Below are 19,235 nucleotides of genomic sequence, written 5' to 3'. Positions count from 1 at the left end.
ACGTCTGTCTTGGATTCGATGATACGTTGCCGGTGAGCATGGCGATGATGAACCATCACCTCGAAGCCGTTGTACGCACAAAGCCTCGTGCCTTGCTCGTGGCCGATATGCCCTTTCTTAGCTTCCATCTCAGTCCAGCGGAGACGATACGCAACGCCGGCGGTTTTTTGCAGCGTGGCGCCGACGCTGTCAAGCTCGAGGGCGGAGCCAAGCGCGTCGAAATAGTGCGCGCCCTGGTCGATTGCGAAATTCCTGTGATGGGCCATCTCGGCCTGACTCCGCAGAGCGTCAATGTCATGGGTGGGTTCAAGGTGCAGGGCCGGAAGGCCGATGACGCCCTGCGCCTGCTCGCTGACGCCCACCGTCTACAGGAGGCCGGCTGTTTCGCTCTCGTCCTGGAGGGTATTCCGGGTGAGCTCGCGGCGCGAGCGACCGAATCCCTGAGGATACCGACCATTGGAATCGGTGCGGGTCCTGGCTGCTCAGGCCAAGTGCTCGTCTTTCACGATGTGCTGGGATTGACTGAAGGTCATCGCCCCAAATTTGTTCGTGCCTATGCCAATGGTTTCCAGTTGTTACAGGAGGCCCTGTCGCGTTGGGCGGCCGATGTCCGCAACGGTGCATTCCCTACATCGCAAGAGTCCTATCGGCTTCCTGAAGGCCTTCGCGACACGGTCGCGAACTGGTCACCCTCCAATCCAACCTGATGTAAAGCACAACATGCAAAGTGGGCTATCTACACGACGGCCATCTGGCGCTGGTCGCGGCCAGCCGGACGCAATGCGACGTCACCGTAGTTAGCATCTTCGTCAATCCCACTCAGTTCGGGCCAAATGAGGATCTCAGCACCTATCCGCGCGACTTCCTGCGCGATCAAGAGCTGTGTCGCGATGCAGGCGTTGCGATCGTCTTTGCGCCGGATATACAGGAGATCTATCCGACTCAATTTGAGACCTTCGTCGAACCGGGCGAGCTCGCAAAAGCAATGTGCGGAGCTTTCAGGCCCTGGGCATTTTCGTGGGGTGGCGACTGTCGTTGGCAAGCTATTCAACATGGTGCAGCCGGATGTCGCGTTTTTTGGACAAAAGGATTTTCAGCAATGCGCGGTGCTGCGCCGCATGGCAATTGACCTCAACCTTCCAATTAAGATCGTCACCGTACAAACCGTCCGGGAACCGTCCGGGCTCGCGATGAGCAGTCGCAACCGCGATCTAAGCGAGGAAGAACGTCGGCGCGCTCTTGCCATCAGCCGTGGGCTGTTCGCCGCAGCGGATAAGTTTCACTCAGGAGAGCGCGACGTGGAACAGCTGATTGCGATCGCAAAGGAGCAGTTGAATACGGTCGATCGCCTGCAGTACCTTGAGCTTGTCGACGCTGATACGCTCAAGCCCGCCGAGAGTCCTCTGCGGCGTACCGCTGCACTATGCGCCGCAGCCTATGTCGGCTCGACGCGTCTGATCGACAACGTGATACTGTCGTTGCAGACTCCTTAGCGCGACTCACAACTAAACGACTGAATAGTCTCAGAATACTGAAGTTTGCAATGAATGGGTGTTTTCGTGGACGAACAGTTTCTGAGAGACCGGGCTCGGATTATTCGCGATCTAGCGGACAAGGCAGAGCCCTTCATCAGAAAGAGACTGCTGGACCTCGCGGAACGGTATGACAGACGTATTAGCCGCCCATCTCAGGCGATGAAGATGGCGGCCACGGCGATTTCGCCAACCAGCACAAGCGCGTCATCGATGCGGTAAAGTCCATCGAAACGTGAGCGCGATCGAGGCTGGACAGCCCCAATCGAACACCGGCACAAGCCGAGAAACGTGTGTTGGGAGAAGTAGAAAGAGAAGATGGAGACCGCTCCGTGGCGGGGCGCGGCAGTCGCAGATTTCTTACCCGATCAAACACACTTGAACCGCGAAACGCGAAATGTGCATTATCTTCCTCACTAGGGATGGGGAAGATCTCCAAATGTTGGATGCCGCTACCAACGCGCTTCTGCTCGCGATCCTCGACGAGGTCTGCGAGAGCCTTTCCCCGTATGATACCGGCGCCCGCACTTACGTCGCCTCGAAGATTCTGGAAGCCGCCATCAGAGGTGAGACGACGCCCGACCGCCTCAAACAGATCGGCCGCGAGGCCCTTTCCGAAAGACCGACCATGTGGAGGTAGGCCTAGACAACATGATGTTGTCGCTCAGTTGAATTTCCAGATCACAGTTCTGAAGCTCCTGGTGAGCTATCTGGACGAGGCCGCACCGATGCTGAGCTTAAGCGTGACATGGCCATCTTGGCGATCTCCTGCCTTGCGGCGTTGGCTCAAAATCAACGCCATGACCGCACGGAAAAACTCTGCATTCTGCTGAGCTGGCGCAGATCTTCGCCGATGCGAGGGCCATGATTAGCGAATTTCGCTTTTAGGAAGCCGATAAGTGTTTGATGCTGATAAGCCGACACCTGAAAACCGACTTTCTTGTCGGTAGCATCGATGCGGCTCCTAGTGATCTCTCATACCGACGACCATCTGACGAAGCCTGAGTGGAGGTAAGGATGCGCCCCAAGGGACGAATCCGATCAAATGGGAGGCCTTCGGATGCCGTACTACTCTTTTGATCTTGTGATTGACGAGGAGTACAGGAATCAAGGCGGTCTCATTCTCGAAAACATCGAGGTTGCCTCCGACCGAGCGGACCAGCTCGCGATCGAACTGTCTATTGTACATCCGGACCTGAAGGCCAAAGGCTGTGCGGTTCGGGTCACCAGCCCCGAGAACGCCGAGGTCTATCGCACGCCACTCGATCCGGTCCCATTATGGATGAGACGTCAGCACTGACCGTCGGCAGCGGCGGGCGACACTCGAAACGCTCGGTTTGGCTAATGGGAGGGCGATCGCGCGTTCACGGCGAAGCGCTGTGGCGTTCGCAGACAGTCGATCTGTCGAGGTCATCTACGGGCCATAGCGTCGACAGAATGGGCGCGAGATGGACGAGGAGAGATTCACTGCTTACTTGACTTGGTCGCCTGAACTTAAAAAGGGAGCCTCGATGAGGCGACCGGGGCGTGGCCTTTTGTCCTAACAGCGTTCCGCGCGTTTTTTCCGTTTAAGACCCGCTGAATCCTGCATATCGACCGGCACCTTGTTGGATGCGGAAAAAGGCCGCGCGAAGATTACGCGCGGCGAAGTCAGGGAGGAAAACGTCCCAAGGGGCCATTGAAGGAGCATCGAGATGAGCAGATGGATCACTCATCGAGAGCTCCAAGCTTGTGAGAGAACACCGTGGCGAGCGCTTCAATCGTCGCTGATCCCGCGCATGAGTGATCGGATAACCGAATTGAGCGCCGCTTGGCGGCGTTCTTCGCGCATGTTTCGCATCTTTTATGCAAAAATGATCAACGTGTCGCACGCCGAGAGCTACTACCGACCTGTTCTGGCACTTCGCATCTCATCGGCCTGTAAATTGATTTCCCTTTGATAGATCTGCAACGTGTCCTCAAGGCTATGTAGCGCGTCTCGGACCATTTTTGCCCAGCGAGCTTCGCTCCCTATCATCGCGGCGGACCCTCGTCGGGGAAAGTTCGCTCGCCACGACGCCGAGCAATAGTGCTTCACCTACACTGCGAGTTCAGGATTTCGAAATCAATGTAATTTAATTGGCAGGTTGTCATCGACCGAGTGAAGTCCTCTCCCGTTTAGCTCCATATAGAAATGCGCCCGTCGCACTCGCGACAACCAGCACTGCGCTGGGGCAAAAACTTATTGAAGGGGTAAAATGAGTAAAATGGCTATGAGGATTTTCGGGCAATCAAAGGGCTGCCGTGGCGCACGCATTGGATTGCGCGGCCAAATGGCACTACTCGGGATTTCCGGGGTCCTCGTCACCGGTGCAATCTGCGCCGCCGCCCTGAATTACGCGAGCCTCGTCCAGAGCGCTTCGAACGACAGCAACCAATTCAAAGCCGATGTCGTATCGTTGTCGCAAAGCTTCCTCGAGTCACGACAAATCGCGAGCGACTTCCTGCGCAAGCCCAGTGAAGTGTCGATCAAGAAGTATGCGGACAATTATGAGCAGCAGCTCGCAGACTTGAGTCGCGTCGAAGCATTTGTGACGGGGTTGCCGGAGGATGACCCGCTGAAGCAGGCGACCTCCCTGCGGCCGGTGATCGGTCTGTATGCAACGCGCTTTCATAACCTCGTGGCAGCGCAACGCAACCTCGGCTTCAACGAAGAGGACGGATTTCAGGGCAAGCTGCGCAAGGCCGTGCACACCGTCGAGCAACGGCTGGCAGAGCTGAACCAGCCACGCCTCACGATCTTGATGCTGATGATACGCCGGCACGAGAAAGATTTCATGCTGCGCGGCGAAGACAAATATGGCGATCAACTGGCGGACCGGGAGGTGGAATTCGAAACCGCGCTCGCTCAGGGCGGCCTACCCGCAGAGCTGAAGTCCCAGATCCTCGAGCTGATCCGCGCATACAAGTCGAGTTTTATGTCGTTCATGGTGACGCAGCAAGCGCTGAGCGACCAGGTCGACGATCTCGCACAGATCTACGACCGTATCCGCCCGCCGCTCGTGAAGATCGTGGCTGCCGCTGACGCGCGCTCGCGGGCTGCGGAAATGCGAGCTGAAGAAATTCGGCGGAAGCTGATCTGGGTAATCGGGCTTGCAACGATGGTCGTTGGCCTGCTCGCGTTACTGTTCGGCCAGCGCATTGCCAAAACGGTCGCTTCGATGACGGCAGCCATGCGCCAGCTCGGCGACGGTCGGTTCGATGTGGTTCTCCCGGGCCTTGGCCGAAAGGATGAGCTTGGCGAGATGGCCGAGGCAGTCGAAATGTTCAAGCTGAGAGCTCGCGAGAAGGCGCAAGCAGAGCTCGACGCAAAGGCCGAACATGATCGTACCGCAGCCGAGCAGCGGAAGGCCGATATCGCTCGGCTCGCCGGCGAATTCGAAGCCGCCGTAGGCAAGGTGATCGACACTGTCTCGTCCGCCTCCACAAAACTTGAAGTCTCCGCACGCAGCCTTACCAGTTCGGCTGATCACAGCCGGCAACTCTCCATCGAGGTCGCCTCCTCATCGGAGGATGCGTCTGAAAACGTTCAACGTGTCGCAGCCGCGACGGGCGAAATGGCGGCAACCATCGCCGATATGGGCCGGCGGGTCGAAGAAGTGGCCAATATGGCGCGCGAAGCGGTTCGCAAGGCCGAACTCAGCGACCAGCGCATGGTTAATTTGACGGCCGCGGCGGAGCGGATCGGCAGCGTGGTCCAGCTTATCGCCGCGATCGCGCGTCAAACCAACTTGCTCGCGCTGAATGCGACCATTGAAGCCGCGCGCGCCGGCGATCGTGGCAGAGGTTTCGCGGTTGTCGCCCAGGAAGTGAAATCGCTCGCGACGCAAACCGCTCGCGCGACTGTTGAGATCAGCGAGCACATTGGTGGCATTCAGGCCGCGACGACAGAGTCGGTCGGCGCGCTTACCGAAATTGGCGTCATCATTGGCCGCATCTCGGACATCGCCATGACCGTGGTCGAATCGATCGGGGAACAGGAGGCAACCAGCAAGAGTATCGCGTTCAATTTGCAGGAAGCGGCGGCCAGGACGACCCAGGTGGCAGCGAGCGCCGATGAAGTCACCAACCGTGCAAAGGAAACCGGAGGGGCTTCGATGCAGGTGCTGATGTCTGCCGAACTGCTATGTGAGGAAAGCTCTCGGCTGAAGCACGAACTAGACAGCTACCTGTGCAGGGTTCAAGCGGCTTAAATCGCCGCGTCAACGTCGCAAGCTCTCCACGCCTGAAATTTGACCTTTCTTCCGAAGCCAAGTTGCCCATCTGCTCTCGGATCGGCGTGTAAATGCTAGTTGTTCAATCGGACCGAGCCTCTTAGAGCTGCAAACGCGGAAGCGCTGAACACTCCTGCGGTTCTCATGCGCGGTTTCTTTATCTCGGCCGCAAGACGGCGGTGCGAGCCGTAACCACGCTCGAAAAATGCTTTCCCTCCTAACAACAGCAGGAATAATGCGCTGGTTTTGAATATGAATTTATGTGCTGCCCGGTCAAGCACGTAACGCAGCGATTGCTGCTCTCTCTTCTGCGGTGCAATCGAGGGTATTTCATGCGCAATCATGACCTTGTTTCCGGTAGCTTCCTGGCACTGACCGCGGCCGGGCTCGCGCTGCTCTGCTCGAGCCTGCTCGTCTTTGCCTTCACTTAGGGGCTGCATCCGACGACGAGGAACCATCGACATCGAGCATATGAATTGTGAGCCGATGGTCGTGCTGCGGAGAAAGGACGCTGAACGTCGGCATCCAGTAGGCGTTCTGCAGCATTGGTGGCTCCGCGGCAAAGCCGCCGTTTCTAAGCGGTTCGATTGATATCATGTCCTCTGCGAGGAAGATCGTCGCCTCATGAAGGTGACGGTATTGCCGGTCAGTCGCTGTAATTGTCGGTCGCTGGAGCGCCATCGGCCCAAGCCGACAGTCGTGGGTGAAATCCCCGACAAACGGCATCGGAACGCGGAATTCCGGCGTCAGTGCCTCGCCATTGCATTAATCAATATCGCCATATGGCTACTGTGTAGAGGCGAACGTGACCATTGGACGAGCCGACGTTTGTGGAGGCCGGCAAAGTACAATGGCCTGCTAAATCAATTCCAATTGGACGACGCAGCAAATGATCTGGCTGCAGACAATCTGATGCGCTCGGGAGCGAAGTAGCCCGATACGAGCACAGGTCCACTGCGACGGATCAGCTAGTCCGGAATGGAAAACGAGGTGGCTGAAGCCATCGGCATGGTGATGCAACTCCAGCCAGGACGGCAGGACTATCTTGTTTAAGGCCGCAACCAGACACCCGTCCGGACACCTTGATGGCAGATGTCTGCACGGATGGACCTTGCTCCTCGTGAGCGCCGCGACGGCGGTGCTTGCCGGCGTCACGGCTGCGGGCGCGGCCGACTGCCCGCGTAAGGACGCGCTCGGGACCTCGCGCGGGCTCGTCGTTGACGCCAAGACATATCCGCGGGTCGGACTGAAGAGCTTTCGCCAGACGCTGCCCTTGGCCGACCACGAAGTTGTGCTGACCTTCGACGACGGGCCCCAGCCGCCGTACACAGAAGGGGTGCTGGCGGCGCTCGCGCAGGAGTGCGTTCGAGCCACGTTCTTCCTGGTCGGCAAGTCGTCGGCCCAATTTTCCGAGCTCGTGCGGCGCGCCGCTGCGCAAGGCCACACCATGGCGCACCACACTTGGTCGCATTCGATGGCGTCGAAGATCAGCTTCGAGAAGGCAAAAGAGGACATTGAGCGTGGGATTGCGGCCGACGAAACGGCGCTCCATGGCGTATCGACGATGGCGCCCTCGACGCCGTTCTTCCGCTTTCCCTATTTCGACTCGACCCCTAAGACGCTCGAGCTACTCCAGTCTCGGGGCATCGTCGTGTTCGGAGCGGACCTGTGGGCCAGCGACTGGGAGGAAATGACGCCAGACCAGGAGCTGAAGCTCATCACCAGCCGGCTGAATGCCGAGGGGAAGGGGATCATTCTTTTTCACGACGCCAAGCCACATACCGCCGCGATGATGCCCGCCTTCCTACGGTACCTGCACGACAACGGCTATCACGTCGTTCACATCGTTCCGACGGCGCCGCTGCAAAGGAACGTCCATACGCTTTGATGGCGGAATGTCACGGCGGCGCAGAGTGGAGCAATCCCGAATCCACTAAGCCGTCGTTCATGCTAGCCGGTGCAATGATGAAGGCGGTATCGCGCCTGAGCCGTTTCGGGCAGTAGGAACCGCAATTGACGTAGATCACCTCAGACGTCTGCCTCATCCTTGCCGTTTACGCGCCGGCAGGAGTGGTAGGCGCGCATAGTCGCTCGGCATCTTCGTGGGCAGCACTTCCTGATTTTGAAATCCAGAAGCCCACCGCTTGTGACCTAAGCTGCCGAAATGCCGCGACCGGCTCACGCTGTAACGCGTGTCCGCAAGCATTAGAAGAGGTCTTCCAAACAAACAGATCGTAAAGTGATGCAAAGTGAACGAAAAAAACGATCTCGCGCGACGCAGCCCGACGATGCTCTCATAACGCATTTAACTACAATGCGATGGCAGGCCGTGAACCCGGCTCATCAGGACGGGACGTTGTCTATTCGGAGAACACGAGAGAAGCCGGCCTCAATCCCGCGCTCAACGACCAAGTTGCACGCGTTCGTCGGGCGTCCGTGATGTTCTTCATCGCGCGGCAACAAATGGCGCGTCCGATGAGAAATTAGAAAAGCGAATTATCTAAACACTACCAAAAACGGTGTGCCTTGGACTCGCGCGTGCCACGATTCTGTGAGAGCATTGATCTCAGGCAAGAAGGAGGTCGGGGACGCTCGTGATGCCCAACAACATCTTCGACAAGGTGAGTAATTCAGTTATTACCGCGGCCCGATGAGCGTTCGTTCTGCGACGCGCGCAGCCCTTGCGATGGGACCGTCGAATGTGATTGCTCGGGACTGGATCCGACAAATCGCTGGTCGGCCTGCCGCTCGAACTTTCTACGAGGCGGAGCGTAGAACCAGATCCGTGAGCCTTTTCGCAAGCGGTCATCCTCGCTCTCTGTAACGTCCGGGCATGAACACGAAGCACCCGATGTGGGGCGACACGCAAGTCCAAAGAGGAAGAGTCTGCTCCGTGCGACCATCACGATGTTCGACAAGTTACTCCTTCGAGCCCTGAGATAGTTTAACTTAGCCAGGAGCGACACAAAGACGCTATCACCTCGGTGTGAACTAAGGCGTCATCTGACCTTCAACCGTGCGGCATATCTGTTTTGGATCGGGTGCTGCGGCGGCTCCTGATGCCGCCGCTGGACCAGATCGTATGTTGGTTAAACTTGGAAGAGGATATGACATGGTGACCACGCGTGAAGTCTCTATCGATGACGCCACAACGGTGACTCACATGGTTGCTGCCCTACTTGCCGAACTTGAGGGCGGACAAAAGCAGGGCAGACTAGATAGCCAGCTTGTTGTCGACCTCCTGGCCATGAAAGAGCGCGTCTATGGGTTTCTGGCCTTCACGCAGGCGCGCCCGGTCGGTCTCATCATGTTGTCGGAAAGCGCCGCCCTTTTTGCGGGCGGAGCGTACGGTATTATCACCGAACTCTACGTGGTGCCGGATCAGCGATCGTCTGGGGTTGCGATGCGTCTCATCGAGGCTGCGGTGGGCCTGGGCACGGCAAAAGGCTGGGGCCAGCTTGAAGTGGGGGCGCCGAGGCAACCCATATGGAGTCGTAGCCCGAACTCAGCATTGTACCTGAAGGCCGGGTTTGCAGAGATTGGCCCACGCCTCAAGTTGCCGTTACACGACTTAGCCAGTCAACGTGCGAAACGTAATGCTGCGGGGAGATCGCGGTTAAATCCACGGCGGCAACGCGCACTAGGCCGCGGCATCCTGGATGCGTCTTCTGCAAAAGTTGCGTGAGCGTCGATTTGCCAGCGCCCGATTAATTCGCGATGAGGTTTGTAGCGCGGGGTTTGAGTCCGGTCGACAAGTCAGAGAGCACCGGCGCATCTCAAACCCCTCATTCTGAGTGAGCTGATCCGCGTGCCCAGCTCAAAGGGACACGACGCCCTGCGCCACGCAGGGGCCGGCGTCTGCGCGGCGATGAGCCTTCCGTCAGGGCCGAATGCTGGCCAGTCTCCCCGGGCCTGCGGATCGGATGACTAACGAAAGGCTCACGAGGTCGCCCCATCTGTTGAGCCGTTCTTGACCGGCTTATTGTTCTTCGCGGTCACTTGCGCTGGCGTCGCATTGACGAGCTGTTCGTAGAGGAGAGGATCTGTCGCACCCTCGGTGTTGATCAGGAAGACCCGTGCATTGGGTCCAAGACCAATCTTACCACGCAAGGTCGGGTCAGCAGCAGTCTTCAGCAAAGCTGCAAGGCCAACACCACCACTTTCGCCTGCACGACGGCGGGATCGCCATCCGTCGGATTTGCCAGACGTTTCATCACGCTGATTGCGTCCTCGTCGTCGACAGTCATAAAAGCGTCCGCTGTGCGTGAAAGAATGCGCCAAGCGTCGAGCGAAGGCTCGTAGCATTCGAGCATCGCCATCACTGTTGATTGTCCATGATCTACCTTGACAGGGTGCCCGGCCCGAGCGCTTTCGAAGAGGCATGCTGCCCGCGAGGGATCGACAACTGTGAAGAACGGGCGGACGTCGCCGAACAGAATTGATAGATGTCCAGCAACGGCCGCGGCGATCCCACCGACGCCTGCCTGGATGAAGACGTGCGTCGGCGGCTCCGGCAACTGTCGTAGTGCTTCGCTCACAAGGGCGGTATATCCTTGCATCACGAAGCGCTGGATCCGCTCATAGCCAGGCCAAGACGTGTCAGACACTGTGATCCAACCTTCTTGAGCCGCAACCCGCGATGCTTGGACGACGGAATCGTCATAGTTGCCGTCAACGCGGATCATCTGCGTGCCAAAACCGGCGATGGCGGCGACGCGCTCGTTGCTCACGCCTGAATGAACGAAGATGGCGCATTTTGCACCAACGAGCTGGGCGCTTTGAGCAACTGATCTGCAATGGTTGCCATCCGTAGCACAAGAGACCGTCATACCTTTTGCCACGGAACTCACTTCAGGTGTGTGAAGCTCGGACACGTCAACATCGCGACCGAGCTGCCGAGTTGCTTCCTCGAGCACCAGACGGATCACAGCATAGGAACCTCCCAAGGCTTTGAAACTCCCAAGTCCGAGACGTTGGCCTTCGTCCTTTAGATGGATCGAACCCACTCCAATCTCGCGAGCAACGCCTGGCAAAGAAATAAGAGGGGTTTCCTTGTGGCCATCGCGATGTTTGAGAAACCACTCGACCTCGCGAGCGGCTTCGACGCTCACCGCTTCGGCGTCCGAGGCATCGATGGGAGCGCGGTGGTTGATGTGTTGGTTGAGGAGAAACATGGGTCTGGCTTTCCTGCCTCGTCAGTAGCGCTACGTATGGAATACTTCATTTCACGACGATATAAGTGGCTTATTCTGGGGTGATTTGAAGCAGCGCCTGGGTATTGCACGCGCCTTTGCCACGACCAGGTTTTTGATCGACGATCTTCCCACAACGATCGAGCAAAGTTCACAGAAACCTACGCCCGAAGCGCTATATCGGCGGGTCTGGAGATCCGCTACGTGGGAAGGCCGTGGGACCGTCCACGCCCTTCTCCTTCAAAAGATCAGCTCATCGTCGGCATGAGGAATTCGGCGCCGGCGCGGATCCCATCGGCCATCGGGTCATGATCGTCTTGCGCTTGGTGTAGAAGCGAACGCCCTCGGGGCCATGCATGTGGTGATCGCCGAAGGGGACGCTTTCGATCAGCGTTGCACATTCTTCTACGTCCGCGTCGATGTAGCCTCGGACCTTATCGAGATGTGGCTTTGTTGCGAGCGGCCCCATTTCGGGACTAGTGCCAGGACCGACGTTCAGGGCGCGGACCTTAGCCGTCAGGTTTTTCAGAGCAACGACCGGTGGTCCATATCGGCGTCCGGCATGACAATCATGTGGTTCTTGGCGCCTCCGAGAGCCTGGCGGCGCTTGCCGCGACAGGATGCCCCGAAACCGGCGGTCGGATTTGGTCGAGGATTGAGGCCGGTGCCGGTGCGACAAGATTGCCCAATTGCGCGTGAGGCCGATGAGCCATCCCGTTCCGATCGTTGTGCTTGGCGTCCCGAGGCAACTGAGGACGCGAGCGTCTTCGAGCGAGGACGTCCAACCAGGCGGAAGCCCAACGCTTAACCAGCAGGGCGGGTCGATTTATAGGCGCAAAGACTGATGTCTCGACCACAGTTGGCGATCACGCATCAGCGCGGGTGCCCTCCTTGTTGCTGGAATGCATAGATCGGATTCATCCCGCAATAGGCTAGGGTACCGGAGGCAGTGGCCATGCACTGTCATAGGTCGAGAACTGGCAATTGCCTGCATATCCCCAGATACGTCCCTGGAGGCAATAAACGTCCTGCCGAGCCGGTGGAATGAAAAAACGACCCCGCGGAGCGGCGCTCAATGGCGATCCAAAGCCGATGAGGATGGAAAGTGCAAGCACACAGATAAAGGGAAGGTTGCGCATGAGACCTTTAACCTCCGTTCAGACTTGAGCGGATAGAAAATCTAGAATTGATGTTTTGATCTTGGTCAATGGCAAACAGCTTCGTAGACGGCTTGGCCGACGGACTTTGGCGCGATCTGCAAGAGCTTTGCGATTCCACAAAGGCTTAGCGGCTGACCGCGTGTAAGAGGTTGGAGAAGCCAGAAATCTGGAGCTCCGCAGAGAACTCTGGCCTCATACTGAACCCGTATTGGTCGCCCAAATCGACTAGCTCCCGATCCACAAATGGTAACTTTATCCTGTCACCGCTGGGACTGGCCGACCGGCGCGAGGAACCGATGTGCTCCTCACGATGGTGGTGCTTCACATGAGGGCATGCGGGCCACGCATTCAAGCAACCGTTGATCGTCCAAAGCGCCTCCCTTCTAACGTCGGCCCCTCCCTCGGTCTGACGCCCCACCGGTGTCCAGTTCGGCTTTCAGGCGAGCTCTCTCCAGCCGCTTCCTGAGCCCAGCAAGTCGGCTCGACAGGCTCATCGATTCCTCGATGCCAAGCTCACCGAAAACGAACTGATCCAGTTCTTCCTGTTGTGCAGCGATGTCCGCAAGACGCTTGCGGGCTTTGTCCGTTAGCGAGAGCTGGACGACCCGAGCATCCCTGATACCGGTCTTGCGCCGCACAAAACCGACTTTCTCCAGCGCCTTCGAATGAAGCGTGATGAAGGACGGGTCGACTTTCATCAGTTTTGCGACCACTCCGGCCGGAGCACCGCCATCCTTGTCTAAGTCCATCACCGCCATCAAGATCGCCAATTGTGTTCCACTAATGCCGAGTGCCTCGGCTCGGACGTGAAGAAAATCCTCCAGACAGACGTTGAGGGACCTGATCTCCAACGTTAATCGCCGCACCAGCTCCTGGCTCTCAGCAAAGCCATTTCTCCCTCGCGTTGCTTGCTTAGCCAAATGCGGTGCCGTCGAATGTTAGGACCCTGCTCAAAGCTCGTTCGCAAGGTTCAAAGACAGGGACAATGTGTTGGGCCTCACGCGCTTACTTCCGTCGATTATCGGAGAATGCCGAGAAGTGGCGCGAAGTATGTGGCTCCCAGCGAGACCTCCCGGCTTACATGTCGGCGGCTAGTGCTTGCCAACCAATTGGCTTCGCCAAATATACGAGGCTCGCCGAGATGCACGTTCAAAAAGAGACCCTCGATTCGTGGTGTCGCGCACCGGCGCGACACTCCATCACTTACGCTCCGGCCACAGGTTTCCCCCAACGCGGGAAGACCGTACTCGGATCCGGGCAACGGCCTCGAATGTCTTTCTAACGTGGGGCAGCTCTGCGCTTAACAGAATCGCAACTTTGCACAATCGATACGGTGGAATTCATCAAAAACGATCGCCCAAACGCCGAATTCAAGCGCAATCGCAGCGTTGCATCTCGTGTGTTGCCGTCCAAGAGCCGATTTTGCCGCCCGACGAGCGAGAGAATTCGATCGTCGGCTGTCCGACTATCCAGCCCTTATTCGTCGAGGAACAAGGGTGCGAAGACCGCATCCAACTCCTGCCGTACCTCGGGCTGACTATCGGCGAGAACGCGACCGGTTAGCGTCATGTGGAAGCGGAAGAGATCGAAAACGTACGAGTGACCCCATCGGACAAGATGGGCTCGTTGAGCTGACTGCACAAGCGCCGTCGAAAGTCGCGCTGACTCAGCGGGGCTCGAAGCGTCGAACTCTTCGACGATGCACAAGGCAAGCCCTGCGAACGGCTGTATCGTCTGGATAATGGCGACGGATGTATGGGGCCAGATCCGGCAGTTCATTGCCGTCATAAGCGAAAGGATGCTCCCGAGCGTATTCCTCGATCCGAAAGTCTGGAGCTTTCTCTGGCGTATGCTCAAGACGGATGGTCGTTTCAAACTCGAGCACCTCTGCCAAGGTGTTGAAGTCAACCAGCGTGAGGCAGTTACCGAATACGTCGTGTATCCAGCGGATTTCGACCGGGTCCGGTCTTACCTCAAGTTTGCAGTCCAGTAGCCGCTGATCAAAACTGTCTCTCGGACGAAAGAGTATTTGATGCTGGCCAAGCCCTACGGACCTACGGTAGCGATAAACGGTGCTGTGGTGGACGGTGTAAACGATCATCGAATGCGCTCTGGACTATAACATAAGACCCGGTCCTGATCGCAGGCCGCACGTGGAAATGGATTTGTTCGACCACGAATGCCGTTCATTTCAGCAGCATACCTGAGAAGATCCCGGAACAAACAAGGGCCAGTGGGCTTTGTCTGCCACAGTAAACGCAGACGGGTAAGGACACGGCTTTGAAGATTCGGGCAGGCTACAAAATCGTGTTCGAGTGCTTCCAGGACGTTCCGATGGTGCTTATGCTCACCGTCCATCCGTCCCGCGCGTCAGAGATCTTGACGGACCATGCCATCCGCGTGGCACCGATTGTACATACCAGGGATTACAGAGATGTTTTCGGTAATATTTGTACGCGGCTAGTCGCGCCGAGCGGGCTGATCGAGATTCGGAACGAGTTCATCATTGAGGACAGTGGTCTGCCCGATGCAGTCGCACCCAATGCTACTCAGGTCCCGCTGCACGAGTTACCAGACGACTCCTTAATATATCTGTTGGGCAGCCGTTACTGCGATACGCAAAAGCTGACAGATTTTGCTTGGTCCACATTCGGGCAGATCAACGGAGGCTGGCAGCGGGTTCAAGCCATTTGCGATTATGTGCACGACCGCATTCAGTTCGGCTACCACTTTGCCCGAAGCGATCGCACCGCTTTTGAAGGTAACCAAGAACGAGTGGGCGTCTGTCGAGACTTCGCTCATCTCGCTGTCGCTTTGTGTCGATGCATGAGCATTCCATCACGTTACTGCACGGGCTACTTGGGCGATATCGGAGTTCCGCCGGATCCGGCGCCGATGGATTTCAGCGCATGGTTTGAAGCGTACATCGGCGGGGATTGGTACACTTTCGACGCTCGGCATAATCAGCCTCGCATCGGTCGTGTGGTAATTGCGCGTGGTAGGGACGCGGCTGACGTCGCTCTCTCAACTTCGCTTGGACCAACGAAACTTGTGCGCTTCAACGTAGTGACTGAGGAAGTGCCAGCTCACGAAGCGTTTCCGCTTCAGCCGAACATTGATCCATCACACGACGGTTTGGTGGGCCAGCGGCGGTTTGCTTGAACGGCAATTGCGACTGCGACGGATTCCAAGCATGCTTACTGCCGACAATCGCGCGCACATTGCCAGCTGCGGGACCACCATTGTCTTTGAGCGGAGGTTTTGCTGAGCCTTCCGATTGCAAGCCGACACTTCTGAGTGCTCAAGGTCATCAGCCGCTGCTCGGCCATGGTCTTCAATGTGCGGGACGCCTGCATGTTGCTGATTGTGTAGGAGAGGCGTTCCGCATGGAGGACCTGCTTGCTGAGTTCTTTCGGATTGTTGGCTTGCAAACGAATTCCTGTCCAAAGATGCAGAAGATGTCGGCGGCAACGTTTCGTTCTCCTCAGCTCGGCGGCCTTTTTTCCTAGGCGCACTCGCAGCTGATTTTTGGAAGGCAAAATTACTTGAAGCCTGAGACGGTACGCGCCGCAGTGGCGACCGAGGACGCTTAATAAATCCTTCGCACAAATCGTGATAGCCTGGACCCTATCGGGATTTTGCGCGTCACCCTCCCGGGGCTGGAAAGCCGCCGCCTGCGCTCATTGAGCAGGCGGCGTTTTTGCTTCCAAGCCCCAGCTCTGTGCGTTGGGGGCCCCTTATAGGAGGCAGGAAGTAGCCGAGCGGCCTAAGTACGTTTCCGACATGCAGGACGCCCCCGACTTCCTGAAGTCGCTCGAACAGACGCGGCGGCTCTCGACCCGTGAAGGATGGTGCAGGGCGCACATCGAGGCCATCCAGGTCGCAATTGATCAATACGCTGAGGCGGCTTTCGGCAACCGCGGGTTCGTCCTCAACAAGCCGCACAGCAGCGGACCGAGCCGAAGCAGGAGCGAGATTCCCTAAATGGTCCCGAGGGCCGTTCTCTTTTATCACATCCTGTTCGTGCACTGTTCGAGAAGCGTTCGCAGAAATGCAACCTTCAAAGGCGTTCGCGGTTCTAGAAAACGTCGGGTGTATTCACAGACGGAACGCGCCTCCGGCGTCCCAGTTAGGAGATTACGCCGATACGAACGAAGCAGAATCAAAACCCTTCGCTCTCGGAAGGGCGGGGTATTCTCCGTTTGAAGAAAGCCTTGGCAATGGAGGCGCGTTCGGATGAAGCGTGACGGACACGCCGCCAATTTTGAGCCATTTTCACAAATAACAGAGCCCGCCTCCTGAGCACACACGCGGCACACGATCAGGACAAAGTAACTCGGCCGGCCGCGGTAATGCTGTACGCGACTTCGCCCGATGCCAGCAGTTCGGCCTCGACGAGTCCCAGCTCGACCAACCGGCCGACGAGCTCATGGTCAAACAACGGCGGGCTGGTCCAGAATTGCGAAGCCAGACGGCTCAGGAAATCGCGCTCGGTTGCCGTCACGTCCATGATCGCCCGCAACGTGCTTTAGCTGTCGCTGCAAACGCTCCAGATGCCGACTGCAATGGCGACGAGAGCGACGCATGACCAGAAAATGGGTGCGCTCGAGGAGCGGCCGGCAACGAGGCCCCAGGCGCCGAAGCCGACAATTCCGATTGAGATCGCGTAGGCAACCGCTTTCTCCATTGGTCGCCTCACAAGCACGTCCCGATAGGGACTCGGCGGGAGGCCAAATGTTCCCTGCGCGCGGATGCGCTCCGAGGGATGGGGTTTTAGCCTGAATCCCTGGTGCCCGAGGGCCCCGATGGATCGGCCCTTTCAGATCTCGATGAACTTACGTCCCCCGGAAGCATAAGGGGATCACTCTCAACCTGTCTGTTTCGGGTAAGCCCTAGGCCTACAAGTCCAGCCATCACCAGCGCGCTGCCAGCAACAATCAACCAGTGCGGCAATTCCAATGCGAGCATCGCAGCCTCCATCGAAATGAGCCTGTAAGCTGCCGGAAGTTACCTTAGATAATCCGAATATCGTCCTCAGAGCAGACGATGGCAAGTTCGCCCGCTCGGCGCGGACGGAACGGGAAAGGAAGCCCGCTATTGTTTAGCGGGCGCTCCGGGCGGTTCTGCTGGCGCCGTGGGTTCGGCGGCTGGTGCGCTGCCCCTGAGATCTGAGGGCGCTGTACAATCGCCGGCCCAAATCTTGGTTCCCCTGACCGTGCCGACGGGCTTGCATCCCATTGGCGCCTGCGGCTTGACCTGAACAGGCGGCTTTTTGGCGGCTTTCGGCGGAGCGGTTTGAGCAAACGCGCCAGTCGCAATGAGCAGTGCGATAAGTCCGAATAGTCGCTTCATGGTCCATCCCCTCGACCGTTGAATGCGTTTATTCTGCCTTCGCCTTCAGCCCGATCCCGACTTCGGCGAATGGCTTCGGAACGGCCGGACTGATCCTCCTGCTTGCCAGCCCATTTGTCGACCGTTTCACGCAATGCCTTCGATAGCCGAATAGCGGTCACGGGTCCCTCCCGGTGGCGGGACGTAGCTACCGCCCCCGCTCTAAACCTAGAGAAGGGTTCGGCGCGCTGCTGGCTGGCCTAGCGGACTCCTTGGCGTCGTTTTGCCTTCAGCCCGCCACCGAACGGCAGGCGAGCGGCAGACGCCCAGCGAGCCGGTAACCTGTCGGCAATACCTAACAGGTACAAAAGCCGCCATCGCGGCCTGGTGACAAGTACCGCGGTGCGCATGGGCATAGAGACCCGCCGTCTCACGAGGCGGCGGGTTTTCCCCTTTTTACTGCGATGCAACCAGCGTTGCCCTGCTGAATGCGATCACGCGCAGCCAAGGACCACAAGACTATCGCGATCTGCTTGGGCATGTGGTGGCCCCCCAGGCGACAGCCCCTCTACCCTACTGCCGGACGAGCTTGGACCGCATACCGGCGAGCATCGTATAAGCAACGCGCCGCCAGATTAGGTTCATCAGGACTAGCATGTTGGCATCCCCGTGTTCGATGCTGCCACTATCGCCCGCATGTTTCAGGAGGATTTCGCCGGGTGGGAAAAGACTTCGTGCAAGCTGAGAAACAGGTTCACCGATCCGCGCTAGCTGGTGTAACCGCTCGTACGAAGGCCGCAGCGGGAGGTTAAATCGCTGCGGCCCGCGCATGGTCAAAAAAGCCGGGTTAAATATCCAACTGAAATATGCAGCCAGCCCCGGTTCGCAAAATCTATCGCTAACCTTTTCTTGGTTGCAAGCTGAACTTCGCGGGAACCGAAACGTGACTATCGGGCATTATGTTCCGTCGGGAACGCGCGTCCCAGCTTGCCGGAAGGCGCGCGATTGCAACCCCTGATTCCTGGTGGTCGTCGTCCGCGCATGAGATGATGATCAACATTTGCGCTTCGGAGGGAAGTCCGATGCGCCTTGTATTGCCTTATTTTGGAATTTGCCTCTGCGCGTCTCTCGCGGCGTGGTTCTCCTTCACGCTCCTCTACTGACGGAGCAGATCCTCGGCGGGCGTCTGCAGCCGAACGTATGTGCCGCTCTCATGCAGCTCGCCCTTCTCTGCAGCGCACCTTATGCCGGCGCGCCGAACTCTGCGCCGGTTTCCTTAAGTGGGTAGAGGAAAGGATAGTTGATCTTCTCGATGCGGACACGGCCGTCCTGTACCGGCTCGATGACCGACGCCAGCTGAAGGAGATGGCGGGCGGCGGCGACTTCCGGATTGGCAAACGGGCGTTCGGTGACGAGTTTCAGTGCGATGTTTGGTGACAGATCCTGCGGCGCCACATGCCGAGCAGAAAAGGAGCAATTCGACGCACCACTACGGCTGATCTTGGGAACGCGTGTCGAGCCGCACGTCGATCCTACACTCGCAGCGGCTGAGCCCGCGCTCCTACACCACCGAGGCCAGAGCGGCGAACCAGCCGCTCTCGTTGCGAAGCTCGTGCATCGCCAAAACCAGCTTCGGAAAGCGCAGCGCATTTCGAAGACACCGCAGCTCGGTTTCCGGGGCATAGAGAAATCTGTTGCTCATTCGCGTCTTAGCCGTCCAGCGGCCCAATGAAAGCAATCCGTTAGGCTTCTCTTGCGACAGGCGAA

At 58.0% G+C, this 19,235-nt stretch carries 16 protein-coding genes and 4 pseudogenes; 9 read left to right on the top strand and 11 right to left on the bottom strand.

Annotation, left to right across the window (positions count from 1 at the left end; genetic code table 11):
* The 5 genes and pseudogenes from panB to ACIPUD_RS38175 all read left to right on the top strand — a co-directional run.
* A partial coding sequence (gene panB / locus ACIPUD_RS38195; RefSeq protein ID WP_446482794.1) for a 3-methyl-2-oxobutanoate hydroxymethyltransferase occupies positions 1-707 on the top strand: 707 nt, incomplete at its 5' end.
* A gap of 20 nt (positions 708-727) precedes the next feature.
* A pseudogene (gene panC, locus ACIPUD_RS38190) lies at positions 728-1,493 on the top strand (pantoate--beta-alanine ligase).
* A 478-nt stretch (positions 1,494-1,971) separates the two neighbouring features.
* The gene (locus tag ACIPUD_RS38185) at positions 1,972-2,172 is read left to right on the top strand and encodes a hypothetical protein (protein WP_377791331.1); all 201 of its coding nucleotides are present in this window, start codon (positions 1,972-1,974) and stop codon (positions 2,170-2,172) included.
* Between the two features lie 420 nt (positions 2,173-2,592).
* Positions 2,593-2,832 carry a hypothetical protein gene (locus ACIPUD_RS38180; RefSeq protein WP_377791330.1) on the top strand — a complete coding sequence of 80 codons (240 nt, stop codon included), beginning with the start codon at positions 2,593-2,595 and terminating at the stop codon, positions 2,830-2,832.
* 1,012 nt (positions 2,833-3,844) lie between these two features.
* Positions 3,845-5,764, top strand: coding sequence for a methyl-accepting chemotaxis protein (locus tag ACIPUD_RS38175; protein ID WP_446482793.1), 1,920 nt, complete (start codon positions 3,845-3,847; stop codon positions 5,762-5,764).
* Positions 5,765-5,859: 95 nt separating this feature from the next.
* Here the strand turns inward: ACIPUD_RS38175 and ACIPUD_RS38170 are convergent, their stop codons facing one another.
* Entirely contained in the window at positions 5,860-6,129 is a 270-nt protein-coding gene (locus ACIPUD_RS38170) for a hypothetical protein (RefSeq protein ID WP_446482792.1), read from the bottom strand.
* A 776-nt stretch (positions 6,130-6,905) separates the two neighbouring features.
* Here ACIPUD_RS38170 and ACIPUD_RS38165 point away from each other — a divergent pair.
* Together ACIPUD_RS38165 and ACIPUD_RS38160 are read left to right on the top strand one after the other, a co-directional pair.
* A complete protein-coding gene (locus ACIPUD_RS38165) occupies positions 6,906-7,673 on the top strand; it encodes a polysaccharide deacetylase family protein (protein WP_446482791.1) in 768 nt (255 codons plus the stop codon).
* 1,194 nt (positions 7,674-8,867) lie between these two features.
* Positions 8,868-9,470 (top strand): GNAT family N-acetyltransferase, encoded by a 603-nt coding sequence (locus tag ACIPUD_RS38160; RefSeq protein ID WP_446482790.1) that lies wholly within the window; start codon positions 8,868-8,870, stop codon positions 9,468-9,470.
* Between the two features lie 254 nt (positions 9,471-9,724).
* On the opposite strand, the pseudogene ACIPUD_RS38155 reads toward ACIPUD_RS38160, so the two are convergent.
* The 6 genes and pseudogenes from ACIPUD_RS38155 to ACIPUD_RS38130 all read right to left on the bottom strand — a co-directional run bounded on the left by ACIPUD_RS38155 (position 9,725) and on the right by ACIPUD_RS38130 (position 14,238).
* A pseudogene (locus ACIPUD_RS38155) lies at positions 9,725-10,959 on the bottom strand (diaminopropionate ammonia-lyase).
* A 266-nt stretch (positions 10,960-11,225) separates the two neighbouring features.
* Positions 11,226-11,589 (bottom strand): annotated as a pseudogene (locus ACIPUD_RS38150) (hypothetical protein); the annotation flags it as partial.
* A 261-nt stretch (positions 11,590-11,850) separates the two neighbouring features.
* Positions 11,851-12,116, bottom strand: a pseudogene (locus ACIPUD_RS38145) (DUF3551 domain-containing protein).
* 404 nt (positions 12,117-12,520) lie between these two features.
* Positions 12,521-12,907, bottom strand: coding sequence for a MarR family transcriptional regulator (locus ACIPUD_RS38140; RefSeq protein WP_446482789.1), 387 nt, complete (start codon positions 12,905-12,907; stop codon positions 12,521-12,523).
* A gap of 706 nt (positions 12,908-13,613) precedes the next feature.
* Complete coding sequence (locus ACIPUD_RS38135; RefSeq protein WP_446482788.1) at positions 13,614-13,916, bottom strand: DUF1045 domain-containing protein; 303 nt, start codon at positions 13,914-13,916, stop codon at positions 13,614-13,616.
* Complete coding sequence (locus ACIPUD_RS38130) at positions 13,804-14,238, bottom strand: transglutaminase N-terminal domain-containing protein (RefSeq protein WP_446482787.1); 435 nt, start codon at positions 14,236-14,238, stop codon at positions 13,804-13,806. The genes ACIPUD_RS38135 and ACIPUD_RS38130 overlap by 113 nt, the downstream gene beginning before the upstream one ends.
* Positions 14,239-14,417: 179 nt before the next feature.
* Here ACIPUD_RS38130 and ACIPUD_RS38125 point away from each other — a divergent pair, with 179 nt between their 5' ends.
* The gene (locus ACIPUD_RS38125) at positions 14,418-15,299 is read left to right on the top strand and encodes a transglutaminase-like domain-containing protein (protein WP_446482786.1); all 882 of its coding nucleotides are present in this window, start codon (positions 14,418-14,420) and stop codon (positions 15,297-15,299) included.
* Between the two features lie 621 nt (positions 15,300-15,920).
* Positions 15,921-16,121, top strand: coding sequence for a hypothetical protein (locus ACIPUD_RS38120; RefSeq protein ID WP_446482785.1), 201 nt, complete (start codon positions 15,921-15,923; stop codon positions 16,119-16,121).
* Positions 16,122-16,458: 337 nt separating this feature from the next.
* Here ACIPUD_RS38120 and ACIPUD_RS38115 read toward each other — a convergent pair whose 3' ends face one another.
* The 4 genes from ACIPUD_RS38115 to ACIPUD_RS38100 all read right to left on the bottom strand — a co-directional run bounded on the left by ACIPUD_RS38115 (position 16,459) and on the right by ACIPUD_RS38100 (position 19,170).
* Entirely contained in the window at positions 16,459-16,647 is a 189-nt protein-coding gene (locus ACIPUD_RS38115) for a hypothetical protein (RefSeq protein ID WP_446482784.1), read from the bottom strand.
* Positions 16,648-16,665: 18 nt separating this feature from the next.
* The gene (locus ACIPUD_RS38110; RefSeq protein WP_377791320.1) at positions 16,666-16,824 is read right to left on the bottom strand and encodes a hypothetical protein; all 159 of its coding nucleotides are present in this window, start codon (positions 16,822-16,824) and stop codon (positions 16,666-16,668) included.
* A 1,886-nt stretch (positions 16,825-18,710) separates the two neighbouring features.
* Positions 18,711-18,923: a hypothetical protein gene (locus tag ACIPUD_RS38105; RefSeq protein ID WP_446482783.1), complete on the bottom strand. Its 213-nt coding sequence runs from the start codon at positions 18,921-18,923 to the stop codon at positions 18,711-18,713.
* A gap of 106 nt (positions 18,924-19,029) precedes the next feature.
* The gene (locus tag ACIPUD_RS38100; protein WP_446482782.1) at positions 19,030-19,170 is read right to left on the bottom strand and encodes a hypothetical protein; all 141 of its coding nucleotides are present in this window, start codon (positions 19,168-19,170) and stop codon (positions 19,030-19,032) included.
* Between the last annotated feature and the right edge of the window lie 65 nt (positions 19,171-19,235).

This window comes from Bradyrhizobium sp. CAR08 (assembly GCF_052871955.1).
The sequence above is the reverse complement of the archived record's forward strand: the minus strand, read 5'-3'. Positions and strand labels throughout refer to the sequence as shown.